Genomic DNA, 16278 nt, shown 5'->3' with positions numbered 1-16278 from the left:
CGCGCCAATCTCTGCCTTAAGGAGATATCATCTCCATCGAAGTTGACCTCGCTTGAAGCGGGAGGAAGAAAAGATGAACGCCACGACACCGGCGGCCACCCTCAACGATGCCGCTGGAACCGCCTCGACCCGCCCTTGGCTGCAATCCTATCCGCCGAATGTTCCGCAGACGATCGACGAGAACCGCATCGGCACCATCGTCGACATCTACAAGGCCGCCGTCGCCAATTATGCGAACCGTGCGGCGGTCGAGAGTTTCGGCACGAAGATGACTTATGCCGAGCTCAATCGCAGCGCCGAGGCGGTGGCCTCATGGCTGCAGAGCCAGGGTCTCAAGAAAGGCGATCGCGTCGCGATCATGCTGCCGAATGTGATGGCCTATCCGGCGCTCATGTTCGGCGTGCTGCTGGCAGGCGGCGTCGTCATCAATGTCAATCCACTCTACACTGCCCGCGAGTTGCGCCATCAACTGCTGAACGCGCGTGTGCAGACTCTCTTCGTGCTGGAGAATTTCGCGGAGACCGTGCAGGAGGCGATGACGGATGTCACGCTGACCAAGGTCATCATCGTGAAGCCAGGCGACCTGCTCGGCCTGAAAGGGCAGATCGTCAATCTGGTGTCGCGTTATGTGAAAAAGGCGGTCAAGCCGTACAACATTCCGGGCGCTCTATCGTTTGCCAGCATCCACAAACAGGGCCTCGCGAAGAAGCCGCAGCCTGTGGAGGTGAAGCCGGACGACATCGCGTTTCTGCAATATACCGGCGGAACAACGGGCGTCTCGAAAGGCGCCATTCTTCTCCACCGCAACGTGGCCGCGAACACGCTTCAATGCGAAGCGTGGATGCGTCCCTTCTTCGGCGAGCGCGACGATCACACGATGGTCACCGCGCTGCCGCTCTATCATATCTTCGCGCTGACGGCCTGTGCGCTTCTAATGACGAAGATCGGCGGCTGCCAGTTGCTAATCGCCAATCCGCGCGACATTCCGGGCTTCGTGAAGATTCTGCAGAAAAGTCACTTCACGCTCATGGCCGGCGTCAACACGCTTTACAATGCTCTGGCGCATGCCGAGGGCATCAAGGATGTGGATTTCTCCCATCTCGTCTTTTCGGTTGCGGGCGGCATGGCGACCCAGGAGACGGTGGCGCGCAAGTGGAAGGAAATTTCCGGCCGCCCCATCGTCGAGGGCTACGGCTTGTCCGAGACCTCGCCGGTCGTCTGCGTCAATCGTCTCGACATCAAGGAATTCACCGGCACCATCGGCTATCCGGTGCCCTCCACCGATGTCGTCATTCGCTCGACGGACGGCGCCACCCTGCCCATGGGCGAACGCGGCGAGATCTGCGTCAAGGGCCCGCAGGTGATGGCTGGCTACTGGGAGAGCCCGGAGGAGACCGCCAAGGTCATGACGCCCGACGGCTATTTCCGCACGGGCGATGTGGGCACCATCCTTCCGGACGGTCAGGTGAAGGTCGTGGACCGGATGAAGGACATGATCCTGGTCTCGGGCTTCAACGTCTATCCGAACGAGGTCGAGGACGTGATCGCCCAGCATCCCGGCGTCATGGAGGTGGCTGTCGTCGGTCTACCGGATGAGCAATCCGGCGAGGCCGTCGTGGCCTATGTGGTCCGCAAGGATCCGGCCCTGACCGCCGAGGACCTGCGCCTCTTCTGCCGCGAGAACCTGACCGGCTACAAGGTACCGCGCCGGGTGGTGTTTCGGGAGTTTCTGCCGAAAACCAATGTCGGCAAGATCCTGCGCCGCATGCTGAAGGAAGAGGTCACACGGCCAGGGTCCAAGTAGCGCTGCTAATGTTAAGGCCCTGAAGCAAAAAAAAGCCGGGCCAAAGGCCCGGCATAAAGTGAGGTCCGACAAAAGAGTCAAAACCTTCCAGAGGGAACGGCCGACACGGCAGCGCCGGGAGGAAGAAAAGCGGTGCCGCGTTGAAATCAGCCAAGGGTGATATCGACTGCCTGCAGCTTATTTGCAATGCAATATGCCTCATGAAAGGGCTGCGTTCTGCGCATGGCTTGTGCCATTGCACTGTCATATTCGGCGAAGCTTGCAGAGGTTGGAGCCGATTCCGGCTTTAGGACGTCCGGATAAAGCAGACCCGGTTCATCCTGGAATATGAGGCGCAGCAAAGCTTTAAGAGCCGTCCACAAGAGTGGGTCAGGTCTAGAACGTCCAGCGCTGGGCCTTGGAGATCAGGAAATCGCGAAAAGCCTGGACGCGGGCGACCGAGCGCATTTCCTCGGCATAGACGAGGTAGCTGTCCAGCGAGGGCATCTCTACATCCCGCAGAACCTGGGTCAGGTTCGGATTGCCCACGGCCGCATAATCCGGCAGCACGGCAATGCCGGCTCCGGTCTCCACCGCGAGTTTCAAGGCGGTGATGTTGTTCACCACGTAATGATACTGGCGCGCTTCCTTGCCTTCGCGTCCCGCTGTCGCGAGCCAGTGCACGGACATGAGATAGGAGGGCTGATCTCCGCCGAACGAGATGATGCGGTGCTCGTCCAGATCTTCCAGCGTCTTCGGTTCGCCGAAGCGCTTAATGTAGTCGGTCGATGCATAGACGTGGAAGTGCACCGTGAAGAGGCGACGTTGGATCAGGTCCGGCTGGGCCGGGCGGCGCAGGCGGATGGCGACGTCGGCCTCGCGCATGGCGAGATCCAGTTCCTCGTTGGAGAGGATCAGCTCAACCCGCACGTCCGGGTAGAGGTCCAGGAATTCGGCGACGCGCTGGGCCAGCCAGATGGAGCCGAGGCCCACTGTGGTCGTCACCTTCAGTTCGCCCGAGGGGCGCTCGCTCGTCTCCACAAGACGCGCCTTGGTGGTCTCGAGGCGCATGCGCATGTCGCGGGCGGCGCGGAACAGAAGATCGCCCTGCTCGGTAAGAATGAGCCCGCGGGCGTGGCGGTGGAAGAGGGGGGCCTTCAACTCGCGTTCGAGCGCGCTGATCTGGCGGCTCACCGCCGATTGGCTGAGGCCCAGATCGTCACCCGCCCGCGTGAAGCTTCCCGCTTCCGCGACGGTGTAGAAAATCCGGATTTTGTCCCAGTCCACGGCGTGCCTCTCATGCCTCGCATGCACCTGACGCGGGGCACCTTATTTCTTATGAGGTAGCCGTCCGACGCAACAGGAATCCGAGCAGAGGACTAACCAGTTGTTAATAAATCTATTCGGCGGCTTCCTGGGTGGCTTCAAGGGCCGCCAAGTATCGCTCGGCGTCGAGAGCTGCCATGCATCCCATGCCTGCCGAAGTGACGGCTTGGCGGTAGATGTCGTCCGTCACGTCGCCGGCGGCGAAAACGCCCGGAATGTTGGTGGTGGTCGTGCCCGGATTAACCTGGAGATAGCCGCCCTGTTTCATGTCGAGCTGCCCCACGAACAGCTCTGTGGAGGGCTTGTGACCGATGGCGATGAAAACGCCGTCCGTCTTAAAGTCCGACGCCTCGCCCGAAACGAGGTTCTTCAGGCGCAGATGGGTGACGGAGGAGGGGTTCTCGGTGCCGCAGATCTCCTCGACGGCATTGTTCCAGATCACCTCGATCTTGGGATGCTTGAACAGGCGATCCTGGAGGATGCGTTCGGCACGCAGGGAATCGCGGCGGTGAACAAGCGTGACCTTCGAGGCGAGGTTGGCGAGGTAGAGCGCCTCCTCGACGGCGGTGTTGCCGCCGCCCACCACCACGACTTCCTTGTTGCGATAGAAGAAGCCGTCGCAGGTGGCGCAGGCCGAGACGCCGAAGCCCTGGAACAGGCCCTCGGAGGGCAGGCCCAGCCATTTGGCCTGGGCGCCGGTCGCGACGATGAGCGAGTCGCAGGTATAGACGTCGCCGGAATCGCCTTCGAGGCGGAAGGGACGCTGCTTCAGGTCCACCTTGGTGATGTGGTCCGAGATCATCTTGGTGCCCACATGCTCGGCCTGGAGACGCATCTGCTCCATAAGCCAAGGGCCCTGGATCACCTCTGCGAAGCCGGGATAGTTCTCCACATCGGTGGTGATCATAAGCTGGCCGCCGGGCTGGAAACCGGAGATCATCACGGGTTCGAGGAGCGCCCGCGCCGCATAGATCGCCGCCGTATAGCCTGCCGGGCCCGAGCCGATGATGATGAGCTTGGCGTGAGAATGGGCCATCAGGAGGTCTCCAGTGAAAAGGCGATATCCGGCAAACCGAGGGCGCGGCGGTGAAGGCTGAAGCCCCGCGCGATGGCATCCGCAATCTGAGGTGTTGAATTTAAGGGTTGGTAGGGCTGTCCTTCAAGTCTGCCCTCGAAGGCATGCACAACTCCATGGGCCTTCAAGCTTTGCATGTAAACAGCGAGTTTCGGATGTCCGCCGGAGGGCTCGAAGACCAGGATCGGCCGCCCCGTGGCCGCCGCTTCGCCGATCATGTTGAAGGAATCGGCCGTCGCCACGATGAAATCCGCAAGGCCGAGCAGAGCCACATAGGGGTTCTCGCCCGAGCCGTCCCAGAAGAAGCCGCCATGCTTCTGCGCCAATGCGGCCAAGGCTTTCCGCAGGGCGGGCGGGGTGCGGCGCGAAGCCGTCATCATCAGCCCCGCTCCTGTTTCCGCCAAGCTTGTGAGATGCGCCATGAGGCGCGCCACATCGCCCTCCTGAAACCGGTGATGGCGGCTATCGCCGCCCACGAGAACCGCGACACGGGGCTGGGGAAGATAAGCCAGCCTGGGATCCAGGTGGGCGCGGGCCTCTTCGATCCGCTGCGCCGAGACGCGGTGGGGCGGTGTGAGGGTGGTGAGCACATTCGGACCGCGCAGGCGGTCATATGCCGGGGACCAGATGAAATCGGCGGCTTTCGGGCTTGTGCGGGGGTCTTTCAGGAAAACCGTATAGGTTCTGCCGCCCGAAGCCTTCTTCACGAAGCGCAGATAGGGCACGGCGCGGCGGCCGGAGGCGATGAGAATATCGGGAAAAGGCGGGGCAAGGGGGCTTCGGGGGGTGCCGGGGCGCTCGCGCGGGTCGATGGGGCCCCAGGGCATAGCCCAAACGAAAGGGGCTTTCGGATCGACGCGGCGGATCTCGGGTTCCAGCCCCAAGGCCTCGGTAACGCTCAGGGCCTGAAGCTCATCKCCGGCCTTGCCGTCGGTCAGAACCCAGGAGGTCAGGAGAGGGGCCGGGCCGGTCAAATCGCGCAACATTCGATCAATGAGCCTGTGGAGTTCATGAAGTTCGTTGCGACTTAATCGCCTGCCCTTCTTGTGTAGACCCTCTACACGGTCTACTCAGCCAAGACGAGTTTTTTGACCAATGCCTCATGATCCGGGCGGAAAAGGGTTTTTCCCGGCCGTTTCGATCATGTCTCCTGGAGTTACCGTGCGCGGACGCCTCGATTCCATCGACTGGGCCATCTTAAGAGAACTGCAAGCCGACGGCAGCATCACGAATGTGGAGCTGGCGCGGCGTGTCGGCCTGTCGGCCCCTCCCTGCCTGCGCCGGGTGCGGGCGCTCGAAAGCGCCGGCGTCATCAAGGCCTATCGCGCGATCCTCGACCCGAAGGGACTGGGTTTCGAAATCGTCTGCTTCGCCATGGTTCAGCTCGACGTGCAGGGCAAGAAGGAGCTTCGCGAGTTCGAGCAGCGGGTCAAGGACTGGTCCATGGTCCGCGAATGCTGGATTCTCTCGGGCGATATCGACTTCATCATGAAGTGCGTAGCCCCGAACCTAGCCTCGTTCCAGGAACTCGTCTCCGAACTCACATCCCTGCCGAACGTCCGTAACGTCCGCACGGCGCTCACCCTCGACCTGATCAAGGACGAGCCGCTGGTGCCTATCGAAGATGTGACTGAAGTGACGGAATAAGACTGATTAAAGCCGCCGGCGCAGCCAGCGCACGTAATGCCGGGCGATGGCTGCCGTGCGGCCCAATTCATCCGGCTCGCGCATACTTCTGTCCGCTTCCAGCGCCGCATGCTGGGGAAAGCGCGCCAGGAGCTCGCCCCTTGGGCCGACCGCCAGGGCTTCCCCGTCCATGCCGTCACTGCCGCCGCCGCCGTCGCCACGGCTGCGCCAGCCCCGCCCGCCGCCAGGGGAGGATGTGAGGAAGACGCCCGTGACGACGAGGACGAGGCGTGGACCCCGTGGGTCTATCCGGTCGGCGAAGGAAAGACGCAGTTCATCGAGAGCAGCTTGGGCTACGAGATCCGCGTAAGGGCCGCCGAGGCCCTTGGCCTCCAAAGGGCCGACATCCACGGAAAACGAGGAGAAGGCACGAGGGAACCCTTGGGCTTGTGCAGAGGCAGGCATGGCAAAGCCTGCGCCGGCAAGTCCGGCGCAGGCCAGGTTCATCAGGAATGAGCGGCGGGATTGAGGGAGCATGGTCTGATGTCTCATCACTCGCTCCCTCATCATATCAGGCGCTGAAACGAACGCCGACGACTTCGTAGGATTTACCGCCGCCGGGGGTCGAGACCTCCACCGTGTCGCCGATGGTCTTGCCCATCAAGGCGCGGGCGATGGGGGAGGCGACGGAGACGCGACCGGAGCGGACGTCGGCCTCGGGTTCGCCCACGATCTGGTAGGTCTTCTCTTCCTCGGTGTCCTCGTCCACCAGCTTCACGGTCGCGCCGAATTTGATCCGGTCACCCGAAAGCTTGGCGATATCGATGACTTCCGCACGGGAAATGAGGCTTTCCAGCTCAAGGACGCGGCCCTCGTTGAGGGACTGGGCTTCCTTGGCGGCATGGTATTCCGCGTTCTCCGACAGGTCGCCAAGCGCACGGGCTTCTGCGATCGCCTGGATGATCCGGGGGCGTTCAACCTGTTGACGTTGCCGAAGTTCTTCCTCCAGCGCCGCAAAACCATTGATCGTCAGAGGGACCTTGTCCATCGTTTGTCTCGTCTAAAAAGAGGTACGAGGCCGCTGTTTCCAGCGCCCTCGCATGTCAACGAAAACTTCCTAGAAGCTTCGCAGTTCCATTGTGCAGGCCGGATGCCTCAGGCGAAATAGTCCTGAAGCGGCCGAACCTCGAGATCACCGCCGAGATAGGCCTTGATGCCCTCGGCTGCAGCGATCGCTCCTGCAAGAGTGGTGTAGTAAGGTATCTTATGCAAGAGGGCAGCCTGACGAAGGCTGCGGGAATCTGACAGGGCGCCCGCCCCTTCGGTGGTATTGAAGACCAGCTGGATATCCCCATTCTTGATGGCGTCCACCACGTGCGGACGGCCTTCCAGCACCTTGTTGATGCGGCTCGCCTTCACGCCGTTTTCCACCAGGAATCTTTGAGTTCCGGCCGTTGCCAGCACCCGGAAACCCACTTCCTCGAGCATGCGCACGGTCGGCAGGATGCGCTCCTTGTCCGAGTCGCGCACGGAGACGAAGAGGGTGCCGGTCTTCGGAACCTGGCTGCCGSCACCGAGCTGGCTCTTGGCGAAAGCTACCCCGAAGCTCCGGTCGAGGCCGATGACCTCGCCCGTGGACCGCATTTCCGGCCCGAGCAGCACGTCCACGCCCGGAAAGCGGGCGAAGGGGAACACGGCTTCCTTGACGCCGATATGCGGCAGTTCCTTCGGGGTGAGCCCGAATTGCGCCAGAGGCTCGCCTGCCATCACGCGGGCGGCGATCTTGGCGATGGGCTCGCCGATCACCTTGGCCACGAAGGGCACGGTGCGCGAGGCGCGGGGGTTTACTTCCAGCACATAGATCGTGCCGTCCTTGATGGCGTATTGCACGTTCATCAGGCCGCCCACGTCGAGGCCCAAGGCCAGCGCCTTCGTCTGGCGCTCCAGTTCGGCGATGGTCTCTTCCGACAGGGAGCGCGGCGGCAGCGAGCAAGCGGAATCGCCCGAGTGAATGCCCGCTTCCTCGATGTGTTCCATGATGCCAGCGATGAAGGTGTCCTTGCCGTCGCAGAGGCAGTCCACATCCACCTCAATGGCGTCCGAGAGGTAGCGGTCGAAGAGAAGTGGGTTCTTGCCCAGAACGGTGTTGATCTGGCCGGTCTTGTCGTTGGGGTAGCGCGCCTTGACGTCGGAGGGGATCAGGCTGGGCAGGGTGCCGAGCAGGTAATCTTCGAACTGCGTCTCGTCGCGGATGATCGCCATGGCGCGGCCGCCGAGCACGTAGCTCGGGCGCACTACGAAGGGCAGGCCGAGATCGGTGGCGATCAGACGGGCCTGCTCCACCGAATAGGCGATGCCGTTCTTGGGCTGCTTCAGGTGCAGCTTGTCGAGAAGGCGCTTGAAGCGGTCGCGATCTTCCGCGAGGTCGATAGCGTCCGGCGAGGTGCCGAGGATGCGCACGCCGGCCTCTTCCAGCGCATGGGCGAGCTTCAGCGGCGTCTGGCCGCCGAACTGCACGATCACGCCGTGGAGCGTGCCCTTGGAGCGCTCGGTCTCGATGATCTCCAACACGTCTTCCTGCGTCAGCGGCTCGAAATAGAGCCGGTCGGAGGTGTCGTAGTCGGTCGAGACCGTCTCCGGGTTGCAGTTGATCATGATGGTCTCATAGCCCGCGTCTTTCAGTGCGAAGCAGGCATGACAGCAGCAATAATCGAACTCGATGCCTTGGCCGATGCGGTTGGGGCCGCCGCCGAGGATGATGACCTTCTGCGCCTCAGACGGATTGGCCTCGTCGGCCGGCTTGCCGGCGAAGGGCGCGGTGTAGGTCGAGTACATGTAGGCGGTGGGCGAAGCGAATTCCGCCGCGCAGGTATCGATGCGCTTGAAGACAGGGCGCACGTCGAGGGCGCGGCGCGCCTCGCGCACCTCGGCCTCGGTCTTGTGGACGAGCACCGCAAGGCGCGCATCGGAGAAGCCGAGAGCCTTGATCTGGCGGAAGGCGCCCGGAGTCTTGGGAAGACCGTTCGCCTTCACCTTGGCTTCCATGTCGACGATGTCCTGGAGTTGCTCCAGGAACCAGCGGTCGATCTTGCAGGATTCGTAGACCTCGTCATGGCTGATGCCGAGGCGAAGGGCCTGCGCGACCGTCAGGATGCGGTCGGGCGTGGGCGTGCCCAAAGCCGCCTTGATGGCGTTGCGGTCATCGCCCTTGCCCATGCCCTCGATCTCGATTTCGTCGAGGCCGGTAAGTCCGGTCTCCAGCGAGCGGAGGGCCTTCTGTAGCGATTCCGGGAAGGAGCGGCCAATCGCCATGGCTTCGCCCACGGATTTCATGGCCGTGGTGAGCGTGTGCGAGGCGCCGGGGAACTTCTCGAAGGCGAAGCGCGGGATCTTCGTGACCACGTAGTCGATGGTGGGCTCGAAGGAGGCGGGCGTCGCGCCGCCGGTGATGTCGTTGGCGATCTCGTCCAGCGTGTAGCCGACGGCGAGCTTCGCCGCGACCTTGGCGATGGGGAAGCCCGTGGCCTTGGAGGCGAGCGCGGAGGAGCGCGACACGCGCGGGTTCATCTCGATCACGATCATGCGCCCGTTCTCCGGGTTGATCGCGAACTGCACATTCGAGCCGCCGGTCTCGACGCCGATCTCGCGCAGAACCGCCAGCGAGGCGTCGCGCATGATCTGGTATTCCTTATCCGTGAGGGTCAGCGCCGGCGCGACCGTAATCGAGTCGCCGGTGTGAACGCCCATCGGGTCGAAGTTCTCGATGGAGCAGATGATGATGCAGTTGTCCGCCTTGTCGCGGACGACCTCCATCTCGTACTCCTTCCAGCCGAGTACGCTTTCCTCAATCAGCACTTCGTTGGTTGGGGAGGCGTCAAGGCCGCCTTCCACGATGCTGAGGAATTCCTCGCGGTTATAGGCAATGCCGCCGCCGGTGCCGCCCATGGTGAAGGATGGGCGGATGATCGCAGGCAAGCCAACCTCGGAGAGCGCGATCAGGGCTTCGCCCAGGGCGTGCTCCTGGTAGCGCTTGCGGCGGTCGTTCTCGTGGGCGTCCCATTTCAGCTTGTAGGCCGCGATCATGCGCTTCTTGTCGCCAGGATGCATGTCCATGGCTTCCATGCGCGCCAGCTCGGCGAGATAGGCGTCCCGGTCGGCCTTCTTGAGCGCCGAGGCGTTGGCGAGGCGCGATTTCGGCGTATCGAGGCCGATCTTGGTCATGGCCTCGCGGAAAAGCTGACGGTCCTCGGCCTTGTCGATGGCTTCCGCCGTCGCGCCGATCATCTCCACGTTGAACTTGTCGAGCACACCCATCTTCTTCAGCGACAGGGCGCAGTTCAGCGCCGTCTGGCCGCCCATGGTGGGCAGGATCGCRTCGGGGCGCTCCTTCTCGATGATCTTGGCGACGATCTCGGGGGTGATCGGCTCCACGTAGGTGGCATCCGCGAGATCGGGATCGGTCATGATCGTCGCCGGGTTGGAATTCACCAGGACGATGCGGAAGCCTTCCTCCTTCAGGGCCTTCACGGCCTGCGTGCCCGAATAGTCGAACTCGCATGCCTGACCGATGATGATCGGCCCGGCGCCGATGATGAGAATGGAGGAAATGTCTGTCCGCTTCGGCATAGGCCCACCCAGGCGTATCCAGCCGCGCGGCCGCGTATCGCGGCGCTTCGAGCGCAGCTGGTGTGTGTCAGATTGAAGGTTGAGGGAGGCTCTTACACGGCCTTTCCCGCTAAAGGAAGACCTAAAGGCGCGTGGGCTGGGGGAAGAAGCCCGGCGAAACAAGGTGACCTTGCCGTTTCGACGCGCTAACGAGAGGGCGTGAACACGTCTTTTTCCTTCCAGAGCCTGAGCCGCCAGCTCGTGGCCTTCTCCGGGGTCGGCCTCGCAGCCGCCGTGGCTCATTATGGCCTTCTCATCCTGCTCGTGGAAGCAGGCGGTATAAATCCCGTCCCGGCGACGCTGGCAGGGTACGTAGCCGGTGGGCTGATCTCCTATGCCCTGAACCGAAAACATACCTATCGGAGCAGCAGGCCGCACCGAGAGGCAACTTGGCGCTTCGCCATGGTGGCCTTCGTCGGCTTCCTGCTGACCTGGTTCTTCATGCACGCGCTCACGGTCTGGTTGGAAGGGCCGTATCTGCCCGCCCAAATCGTTACGACGGGCGTAGTGATGCTGTGGAGCTTCATCGCGCACAAGGCCTGGACTTTCGCGTGAGGTGAGGGCGTATCGCGGCCTGGAGTGTTCCAGACTCCCGCTGCAGCCCAGGCTTGCATTTTTGATGCCTCCACAGACTCATGCTGCGGTGCAATAAAACCTCTCACGGACCCTTGAGCCTTGCGCCGCAGGTGCGTCCGCACTTCAGAAAAATTCGGGGTCCCATGTCCAACACGGCGGTCGTAGACGATAGCTCTCCTGCGGAATTTGCGAAGACCGACGCAGCTCCGCGCTCACGCCTTGCGGTCGGCCTGATCGAGTTGGCTCTCGCCGTCGGCAGCTTCGGCATCGGAACCGGCGAATTCGCGATCATGGGTCTCCTGCCCAATGTGGCACAGGAATTCGGGATCACCGCGCCCCAGGCCGGACATGCGATCAGCGCCTATGCTCTGGGTGTCGTGGTCGGTGCGCCGATCATTGCGGTGCTTGCGGCCAAGCTCGCGCGGCAGACGCTCCTGCTGGTGCTCATGGCGGTTTTCGCGGTCGGCAACGTGGTCAGTGCGCTTGCTCCCGGGTTCGAATCCTTCGTGCTGATGCGGTTTTTGACCGGCCTTCCGCACGGTGCCTATTTCGGCATCGCCTCGCTTGTCGCCGCTTCCCTGGCTCCGCCGAACAAGCGCACCCAGGCCGTGGCGCGGGTGATGCTGGGCCTGACCGTCGCGACCCTCATAGGGACGCCGGTTGCGACCTTTCTCGGCCAGATCATGAGCTGGCGCATCGCCTTCGCCGCTGTCGGCGTGATGGGCGCACTGACGGTTCTCCTGATCTGGATCTTCCTGCCCAAGGACAAGGTGCAGGAGGGTGCGAGCCCCATGCGCGAGCTCGGCGCCTTCAAACGCAAGCAGGTCTGGTTCACGCTCGCCATCGGCGCTGTCGGGTTCGGCGGGTTGTTCTCGGTGTTTTCCTACATCGCCTCCACGGCCACCCAGGTCGCGGGGATGCCGGAGAGCGCAGTGCCGGTTATGATGGCACTATTCGGCTCCGGCATGATCGTCGGCAACCTCGTCGGCGGCTGGCTCGCCGACAAGGCGCTGATGCGGATGATCGCGGGAACGCTCGTCGGCAGCGCCGTGGTCATGACGGTCTTCTGGCTGACGGCGGAGAACCCTTACGCGCTCGCCATCTGCGTCTTCCTCGTCGGAAGCAGCGTTGCCATCGGCCCCGCTCTGCAGACGCGGCTCATGGATGTGGCGGCTGATGCGCAGACCCTGGCCGCGGCCTCCAACCATTCGGCCTTCAACATCGCCAATGCGCTCGGCGCTTGGCTTGGCGGTCTCGCGATCAGTGCTGGCTACGGTTTTGCGGCAACCGGCTGGGTCGGCGCCATTCTCGCCGTCGCGGGCCTTGTGGTGCTGGGTCTTTCCATCGCTAGCGATCGACGCACTCAGCAGCGCGCCTGCCCGGCAACTGCTTAATCGACACGCCCGATAAAGGTCATCCGCGCCGGGTTGTGGCCGAGATTGTGCTCGGCCCGCTCAGGCCTAAAGCCTGCATCGCTCAGGATGTCACGGATCTCGTCTTCACTGTATTGCGCCAAGCCGATATCCTCGCGGACCTTGCGGTACTCTGAGAAGGCCGTGCGTGCGAGACCGAGAACGGCCGATTTCAGGAAGCCGCCCTGCCATGCGAAGGACAGGAGCGCCTTCGCATCGGTGATGGGTCCGAGATCGGGCGGAAGCACATCGGCGACAACGAGCTCGCCGCCGCTTTTGAGCTTCGAGCGCCAAAGCTTCAACAGGCCGCGCAGCTCGTCGAGCGACAGGTATTGTAGAAGCGAGTTCACGACGATGAGATCGAGCGATCCATTGGCAAGACCCGAGACCTCATCCGGCGCCAGCACCGCGATCCTGTCGTTACCGCCGAAGCGTTCGTTCAGCCGCTCACGCACCAGGGATGCCGCATCGCTTAAGTAAAGCTTCGCGCATCGGGCCGCGACCTTGTCTGCGAACAGGGCTTCGCCACACCCATAATCGAGCATCACCGCATCCCGCGAGGGGATGAGTTCGATGATGTCATTGGCGACAAGCCGATAATGGAGGAGCTTGTGGCGCTCTCCCGAATAGATCGGCGTGTCTTGGTTCCAGTAATCTCGCCAGTTCATGGGCTTAGGTCTTAGCCTAAGCTTGAGCTGGCGTCATCTTGCTTACGGCCACAGCTTCATCAGCGGCCCATCAGCGCCATCCACCGGGTCGGCGTCCGGCAGCGGCACTTGGGCAATCCTGGCCTGCGAGCGGCTGAGCGCGTTGGGGTCGTCGCGCAGAGTGTCGTAGTCGCTGCCGTCGGGATAGGCGCCGACCACGGCGAAATCGTTGCTGCTGTTGATGAGCGCGTGGGCAACGCCTGCAGGAATGACGATCACGTCGCCGGCGGCCACGGACACCAGCTCACCATCCTCGCCGCCCAAGCGCACGGAGGCCGAGCCGGAATAGACGCCGAGCACCTCATGGGTGTTCGGATGATAGTGATGATATTGGAAGATGCCGTTGCGCCAGGCATTGGTCCAGCCGTTCCGGGCGAAGGTCGTCTCGAAGGCCTTGGCCGGATCGTTCTCGGCGGGAGGGATCGCCCCGCGCCGCACGATCAGCGGCAAGGTGTTGTTCGGCACGATGCCGTTGCTCGGGAAAACGTAGGTCTCCGTGCCCAGGGGCACGTTGTAACCCCGAGGATCGCCATATCCTTTTGCCTCAGCCATGTGCGTTCTCTCCCGTCTTCGTGGGTGAGAACGCGTGTTCGGTCGAAAAGATCGAGCGCGGCTTGAGGAGCCTTACATGCCCAGCAGCATCGCCGCGACGGCGCGATCGATGGAAAGGTAGAACACGCCGAAGGCCACCATGGCCGCAACGCCAAACTCGATGGCCTGGTTCTTCATGAGCCGGAACTGCGCGAAGATGTTCTGGCCGAAGATGGAAATCAGCCAGGCTGCTGTGAGCACGACGGGCAGGATGAAGAGGTAGGACCAGGTGCTCTCCACATGCCCGACATTGGTAGGGTCGAGCAGCGGGCGGATGTTGCGCACCCAGGGAGCATAGAAGGCGGCATAGAGCGAGGTCACCCAGGAGAGCATGACCGCGATGCCGAGGTGATAGGTGAAGAGGTTGTGGAGACGGCTGAATTCGCCGGTATCGTTTTCTAAATCCATCGGAGAAACCCCCAAAGCAAAGCCCGGAAATCATTAAGTTTTATGGTTAATGTCGGGTTAACGTGATTTGGGGGTGCGAGGCAACCGATCCGTTTGTCGCGGCCGCTGGCTAAGTGAGAAAACGCACGCCGTTAAAAAGAAAGCGCCGCCACCCTGCGGGAGTGACGACGCTGTTCTAAAAATCGAGCAGTCCGGACCGATCAGGCCTTCTTGCCCTCGTCCATCAGCTTCACGAAGCGATCGAAGAGGTAGTGGCTGTCCTGCGGGCCGGGGGAGGCTTCGGGGTGGTACTGCACCGAGAAGGCCGGACGGTCGGTCAGCGCGATGCCGCAATTGGAACCGTCGAACAGGGAGACGTGGGTCTCCGTGGCGTTCGAGGGCAGGGTCGAGGGATCGACCGCGAAGCCGTGGTTCATGGAGGTGATTTCCACCTTGCCGGTGGTCTTGTCCTTGACCGGATGGTTCGCGCCGTGGTGGCCCTGGTGCATCTTCTTGGTCTTGGCGCCGACAGCCAGGCTCAGCATCTGATGGCCGAGGCAGATGCCGAAGGTCGGGATCTTCTCGTCCAGCACCTTCCGGATCACCGGCACGGCATATTCGCCGGTTGCCGCCGGATCGCCGGGGCCGTTGGAGAGGAACACGCCGTCGGGCTTCAAGGCCAGCACGTCATCGGCCGAGGCGGTGGCCGGAACCACCGTGACCTTGCAGCCGGCCCGCACCAGCAGGCGCAGGATGTTGCGCTTCACGCCGTAATCGATGGCGACCACGTGATGCTTGGGTTCGCCGTCCTGATGGCCGTAGCCTTCGCCGCGCTCCCAGGTGGTCTCGTCCCAGTCGAATCGCTGGGTGCTGGTGACCAGCGGCACGAGGTCGAGGCCGTCCATGGAGGGGAGGGCGGCGGCCTTCGCCTTCAGGGCCTCGATGTCGAAATTGCCGTTCGGATCATGGGCGATCACCGCGTTGGGCATGCCCTTGTCGCGGATCAGCGCGGTCAGCGCCCGGGTGTCGATGCCGGTCAAGCCGACGATCTGGCGGGCTTTCAGCCAGGCATCGAGATCGCGCGAGGCGCGCCAGTTGGAGGGCTCGGTGATGGTGGCCGCCAGCACCGTGCCGCGCACGCCGGAGGACGAGGCGGCGTTCACGCTCTCGATATCCTCGTCGTTGGTACCCACATTGCCGATATGCGGGAAGGTGAAGGTCACGATCTGCCCGGCGTAGGAGGGGTCCGTCAGGATCTCCTGGTAGCCCGTCATCGAGGTGTTGAAGCAGACCTCGCCGGTGGCCTCGCCCTCGGCGCCGATGCCGAAGCCCTCCAGCACCGTGCCGTCCTGAAGCACGAGAACGGCGGTTGCGCGCGGCTCTTCCCAGCCACCCGAGATCGTCCCGGCGGTGTCTTTGTCTTGCAGCATCGTCATGATCTCTTGTAAGTCCGAGGCCAACAGGCCGTGCTTGAGCAGGCCCGTACGGAGCCGCCCGTGAACTGTCCTCGTGACTTAAGGGGCCGCTCGCGTCCCGTCAACGTTTCAAGCACCTTAATTTAAAGGAGATCCGCATGCTGCGCGACCGATTCACGACCGAAATGAAAGAGGCCATGAAGGCCGGCGACAAGGGCAAGCTTGGCGCGATCCGCCTGATTCAGGCGGCCCTCAAGGACAAGGACATCGAGGCGAGAGGCAACGGCAAGGAGCCGCTCTCCGACGAGGAAATCCTGTCCCTCCTGCAGAAAATGGTGAAGCAGCGGCAGGAATCGATCACCATGTACGAGCAGGGCGGCCGCGACGAGCTGGCCCAGCAGGAGAGGAACGAGGTCGCCGTCATCACCTCCTACCTGCCCCAGCAGATGGACGAGGCCGAGACCAAGGCCGCCATCGAGGCCGCCATCACTGAAACCGGCGCTGCCTCTATGAAAGACATGGGCAAGGTCGTGGGCGTGCTGCGCGCCAAGTACGCCGGCCGCATGGATTTCGCGAAGGCCAGCGGCCTCGTGAAGGAYATGCTGCCGAAGGGCTGAGACGGTCTGCACTCCGTTAGTCCCTATCTCGTCATCCCGGGGCCGCGAAGCGGAACCCGGGATCGTCATCAGAATATGGCCCAGGATCACCTCTCCCC

General features: G+C 62.8%; 15 protein-coding genes. 5 read left to right on the top strand and 10 right to left on the bottom strand.

Annotated elements, in window-relative coordinates; translation table 11 throughout:
• Positions 1 to 73 precede the first annotated feature (73 nt).
• Positions 74 to 1804, top strand: coding sequence for an AMP-binding protein (locus ACXJKO_RS16125; protein WP_457092103.1), 1731 nt, complete (start codon positions 74 to 76; stop codon positions 1802 to 1804).
• A gap of 375 nt (positions 1805 to 2179) precedes the next feature.
• On the opposite strand, the gene ACXJKO_RS16120 is transcribed toward ACXJKO_RS16125, so the two are convergent.
• The 3 genes from ACXJKO_RS16120 to ACXJKO_RS16110 all read right to left on the bottom strand — a co-directional run bounded on the left by ACXJKO_RS16120 (position 2180) and on the right by ACXJKO_RS16110 (position 5170).
• Entirely contained in the window at positions 2180 to 3070 is an 891-nt protein-coding gene (locus ACXJKO_RS16120; protein WP_457092102.1) for a LysR family transcriptional regulator, read from the bottom strand.
• A gap of 112 nt (positions 3071 to 3182) precedes the next feature.
• Positions 3183 to 4145 (bottom strand): thioredoxin-disulfide reductase, encoded by a 963-nt coding sequence (gene trxB / locus ACXJKO_RS16115; RefSeq protein WP_457092101.1) that lies wholly within the window; start codon positions 4143 to 4145, stop codon positions 3183 to 3185.
• Positions 4145 to 5170, bottom strand: coding sequence for a mitochondrial fission ELM1 family protein (locus ACXJKO_RS16110; RefSeq protein WP_457092100.1), 1026 nt, complete (start codon positions 5168 to 5170; stop codon positions 4145 to 4147). Before ACXJKO_RS16110 ends, trxB begins: the two co-directional genes overlap by 1 nt.
• Before the next feature lie 175 nt (positions 5171 to 5345).
• On the opposite strand from ACXJKO_RS16110, the gene ACXJKO_RS16105 reads away from it, so the two are divergent.
• Positions 5346 to 5831 carry an Lrp/AsnC family transcriptional regulator gene (locus ACXJKO_RS16105; protein WP_457092099.1) on the top strand — a complete coding sequence of 162 codons (486 nt, stop codon included), beginning with the start codon at positions 5346 to 5348 and terminating at the stop codon, positions 5829 to 5831.
• Positions 5832 to 5837: 6 nt separating this feature from the next.
• Here the strand turns inward: ACXJKO_RS16105 and ACXJKO_RS16100 are convergent, their stop codons facing one another.
• The 3 genes from ACXJKO_RS16100 to carB all read right to left on the bottom strand — a co-directional run bounded on the left by ACXJKO_RS16100 (position 5838) and on the right by carB (position 10436).
• On the bottom strand, positions 5838 to 6362 hold the full coding sequence (locus ACXJKO_RS16100) for a twin-arginine translocation signal domain-containing protein (protein ID WP_457092098.1): 525 nt from the start codon (positions 6360 to 6362) through the stop codon (positions 5838 to 5840).
• A gap of 19 nt (positions 6363 to 6381) precedes the next feature.
• Positions 6382 to 6858 (bottom strand): transcription elongation factor GreA, encoded by a 477-nt coding sequence (greA, locus tag ACXJKO_RS16095; RefSeq protein WP_457092097.1) that lies wholly within the window; start codon positions 6856 to 6858, stop codon positions 6382 to 6384.
• A gap of 107 nt (positions 6859 to 6965) precedes the next feature.
• Positions 6966 to 10436 (bottom strand): carbamoyl-phosphate synthase large subunit, encoded by a 3471-nt coding sequence (gene carB / locus ACXJKO_RS16090; RefSeq protein WP_457092096.1) that lies wholly within the window; start codon positions 10434 to 10436, stop codon positions 6966 to 6968.
• Positions 10437 to 10634: 198 nt separating this feature from the next.
• Between carB and ACXJKO_RS16085 the strand changes: the two genes are divergently transcribed.
• Positions 10635 to 11030, top strand: coding sequence for a GtrA family protein (locus tag ACXJKO_RS16085; protein WP_457092095.1), 396 nt, complete (start codon positions 10635 to 10637; stop codon positions 11028 to 11030).
• A 164-nt stretch (positions 11031 to 11194) separates the two neighbouring features.
• Positions 11195 to 12445: an MFS transporter gene (locus tag ACXJKO_RS16080; RefSeq protein WP_457092094.1), complete on the top strand. Its 1251-nt coding sequence runs from the start codon at positions 11195 to 11197 to the stop codon at positions 12443 to 12445.
• Here ACXJKO_RS16080 and ACXJKO_RS16075 read toward each other — a convergent pair.
• The 4 genes from ACXJKO_RS16075 to carA form a co-directional block, all read right to left on the bottom strand.
• Positions 12442 to 13131 carry a class I SAM-dependent methyltransferase gene (locus ACXJKO_RS16075; protein WP_457092093.1) on the bottom strand — a complete coding sequence of 230 codons (690 nt, stop codon included), beginning with the start codon at positions 13129 to 13131 and terminating at the stop codon, positions 12442 to 12444. The two genes, ACXJKO_RS16080 and ACXJKO_RS16075, sit on opposite strands and share 4 nt — an antisense overlap.
• 42 nt (positions 13132 to 13173) lie before the next feature.
• Positions 13174 to 13722 (bottom strand): cupin domain-containing protein, encoded by a 549-nt coding sequence (locus ACXJKO_RS16070; protein ID WP_457092092.1) that lies wholly within the window; start codon positions 13720 to 13722, stop codon positions 13174 to 13176.
• A 72-nt stretch (positions 13723 to 13794) separates the two neighbouring features.
• Positions 13795 to 14169, bottom strand: coding sequence for a hypothetical protein (locus ACXJKO_RS16065; protein WP_457092091.1), 375 nt, complete (start codon positions 14167 to 14169; stop codon positions 13795 to 13797).
• A gap of 200 nt (positions 14170 to 14369) precedes the next feature.
• The gene (carA, locus tag ACXJKO_RS16060) at positions 14370 to 15578 is read right to left on the bottom strand and encodes a glutamine-hydrolyzing carbamoyl-phosphate synthase small subunit (protein ID WP_457092090.1); all 1209 of its coding nucleotides are present in this window, start codon (positions 15576 to 15578) and stop codon (positions 14370 to 14372) included.
• A 143-nt stretch (positions 15579 to 15721) separates the two neighbouring features.
• Between carA and ACXJKO_RS16055 the strand changes: the two genes are divergently transcribed.
• Positions 15722 to 16180 (top strand): GatB/YqeY domain-containing protein, encoded by a 459-nt coding sequence (locus ACXJKO_RS16055; protein ID WP_457092089.1) that lies wholly within the window; start codon positions 15722 to 15724, stop codon positions 16178 to 16180.
• The last annotated feature ends 98 nt before the right edge of the window (positions 16181 to 16278 follow it).

The sequence above is a fragment of the Microvirga sp. P5_D2 genome (assembly GCF_054049475.1).
This window is presented reverse-complemented; position numbering and strand designations above follow the sequence as displayed.

Excerpts from the sequence above, each read along its gene's own strand:
- greA (WP_457092097.1), bottom strand. The coding sequence starts at position 6,858 with ATGGACAAGGTCCCTCTGACGATCAATGGTTTTGCGGCGCTGGAGGAA.
- ACXJKO_RS16125 (WP_457092103.1), top strand. The coding sequence starts at position 74 with ATGAACGCCACGACACCGGCGGCCACCCTCAACGATGCCGCTGGAACC.
- ACXJKO_RS16070 (WP_457092092.1), bottom strand. The coding sequence starts at position 13,722 with ATGGCTGAGGCAAAAGGATATGGCGATCCTCGGGGTTACAACGTGCCC.
- ACXJKO_RS16075 (WP_457092093.1), bottom strand. The coding sequence starts at position 13,131 with ATGAACTGGCGAGATTACTGGAACCAAGACACGCCGATCTATTCGGGA.
- trxB (WP_457092101.1), bottom strand. The coding sequence starts at position 4,145 with ATGGCCCATTCTCACGCCAAGCTCATCATCATCGGCTCGGGCCCGGCA.
- ACXJKO_RS16080 (WP_457092094.1), top strand. The coding sequence starts at position 11,195 with ATGTCCAACACGGCGGTCGTAGACGATAGCTCTCCTGCGGAATTTGCG.
- ACXJKO_RS16065 (WP_457092091.1), bottom strand. The coding sequence starts at position 14,169 with ATGGATTTAGAAAACGATACCGGCGAATTCAGCCGTCTCCACAACCTC.
- carA (WP_457092090.1), bottom strand. The coding sequence starts at position 15,578 with ATGCTGCAAGACAAAGACACCGCCGGGACGATCTCGGGTGGCTGGGAA.
- ACXJKO_RS16100 (WP_457092098.1), bottom strand. The coding sequence starts at position 6,362 with ATGAGACATCAGACCATGCTCCCTCAATCCCGCCGCTCATTCCTGATG.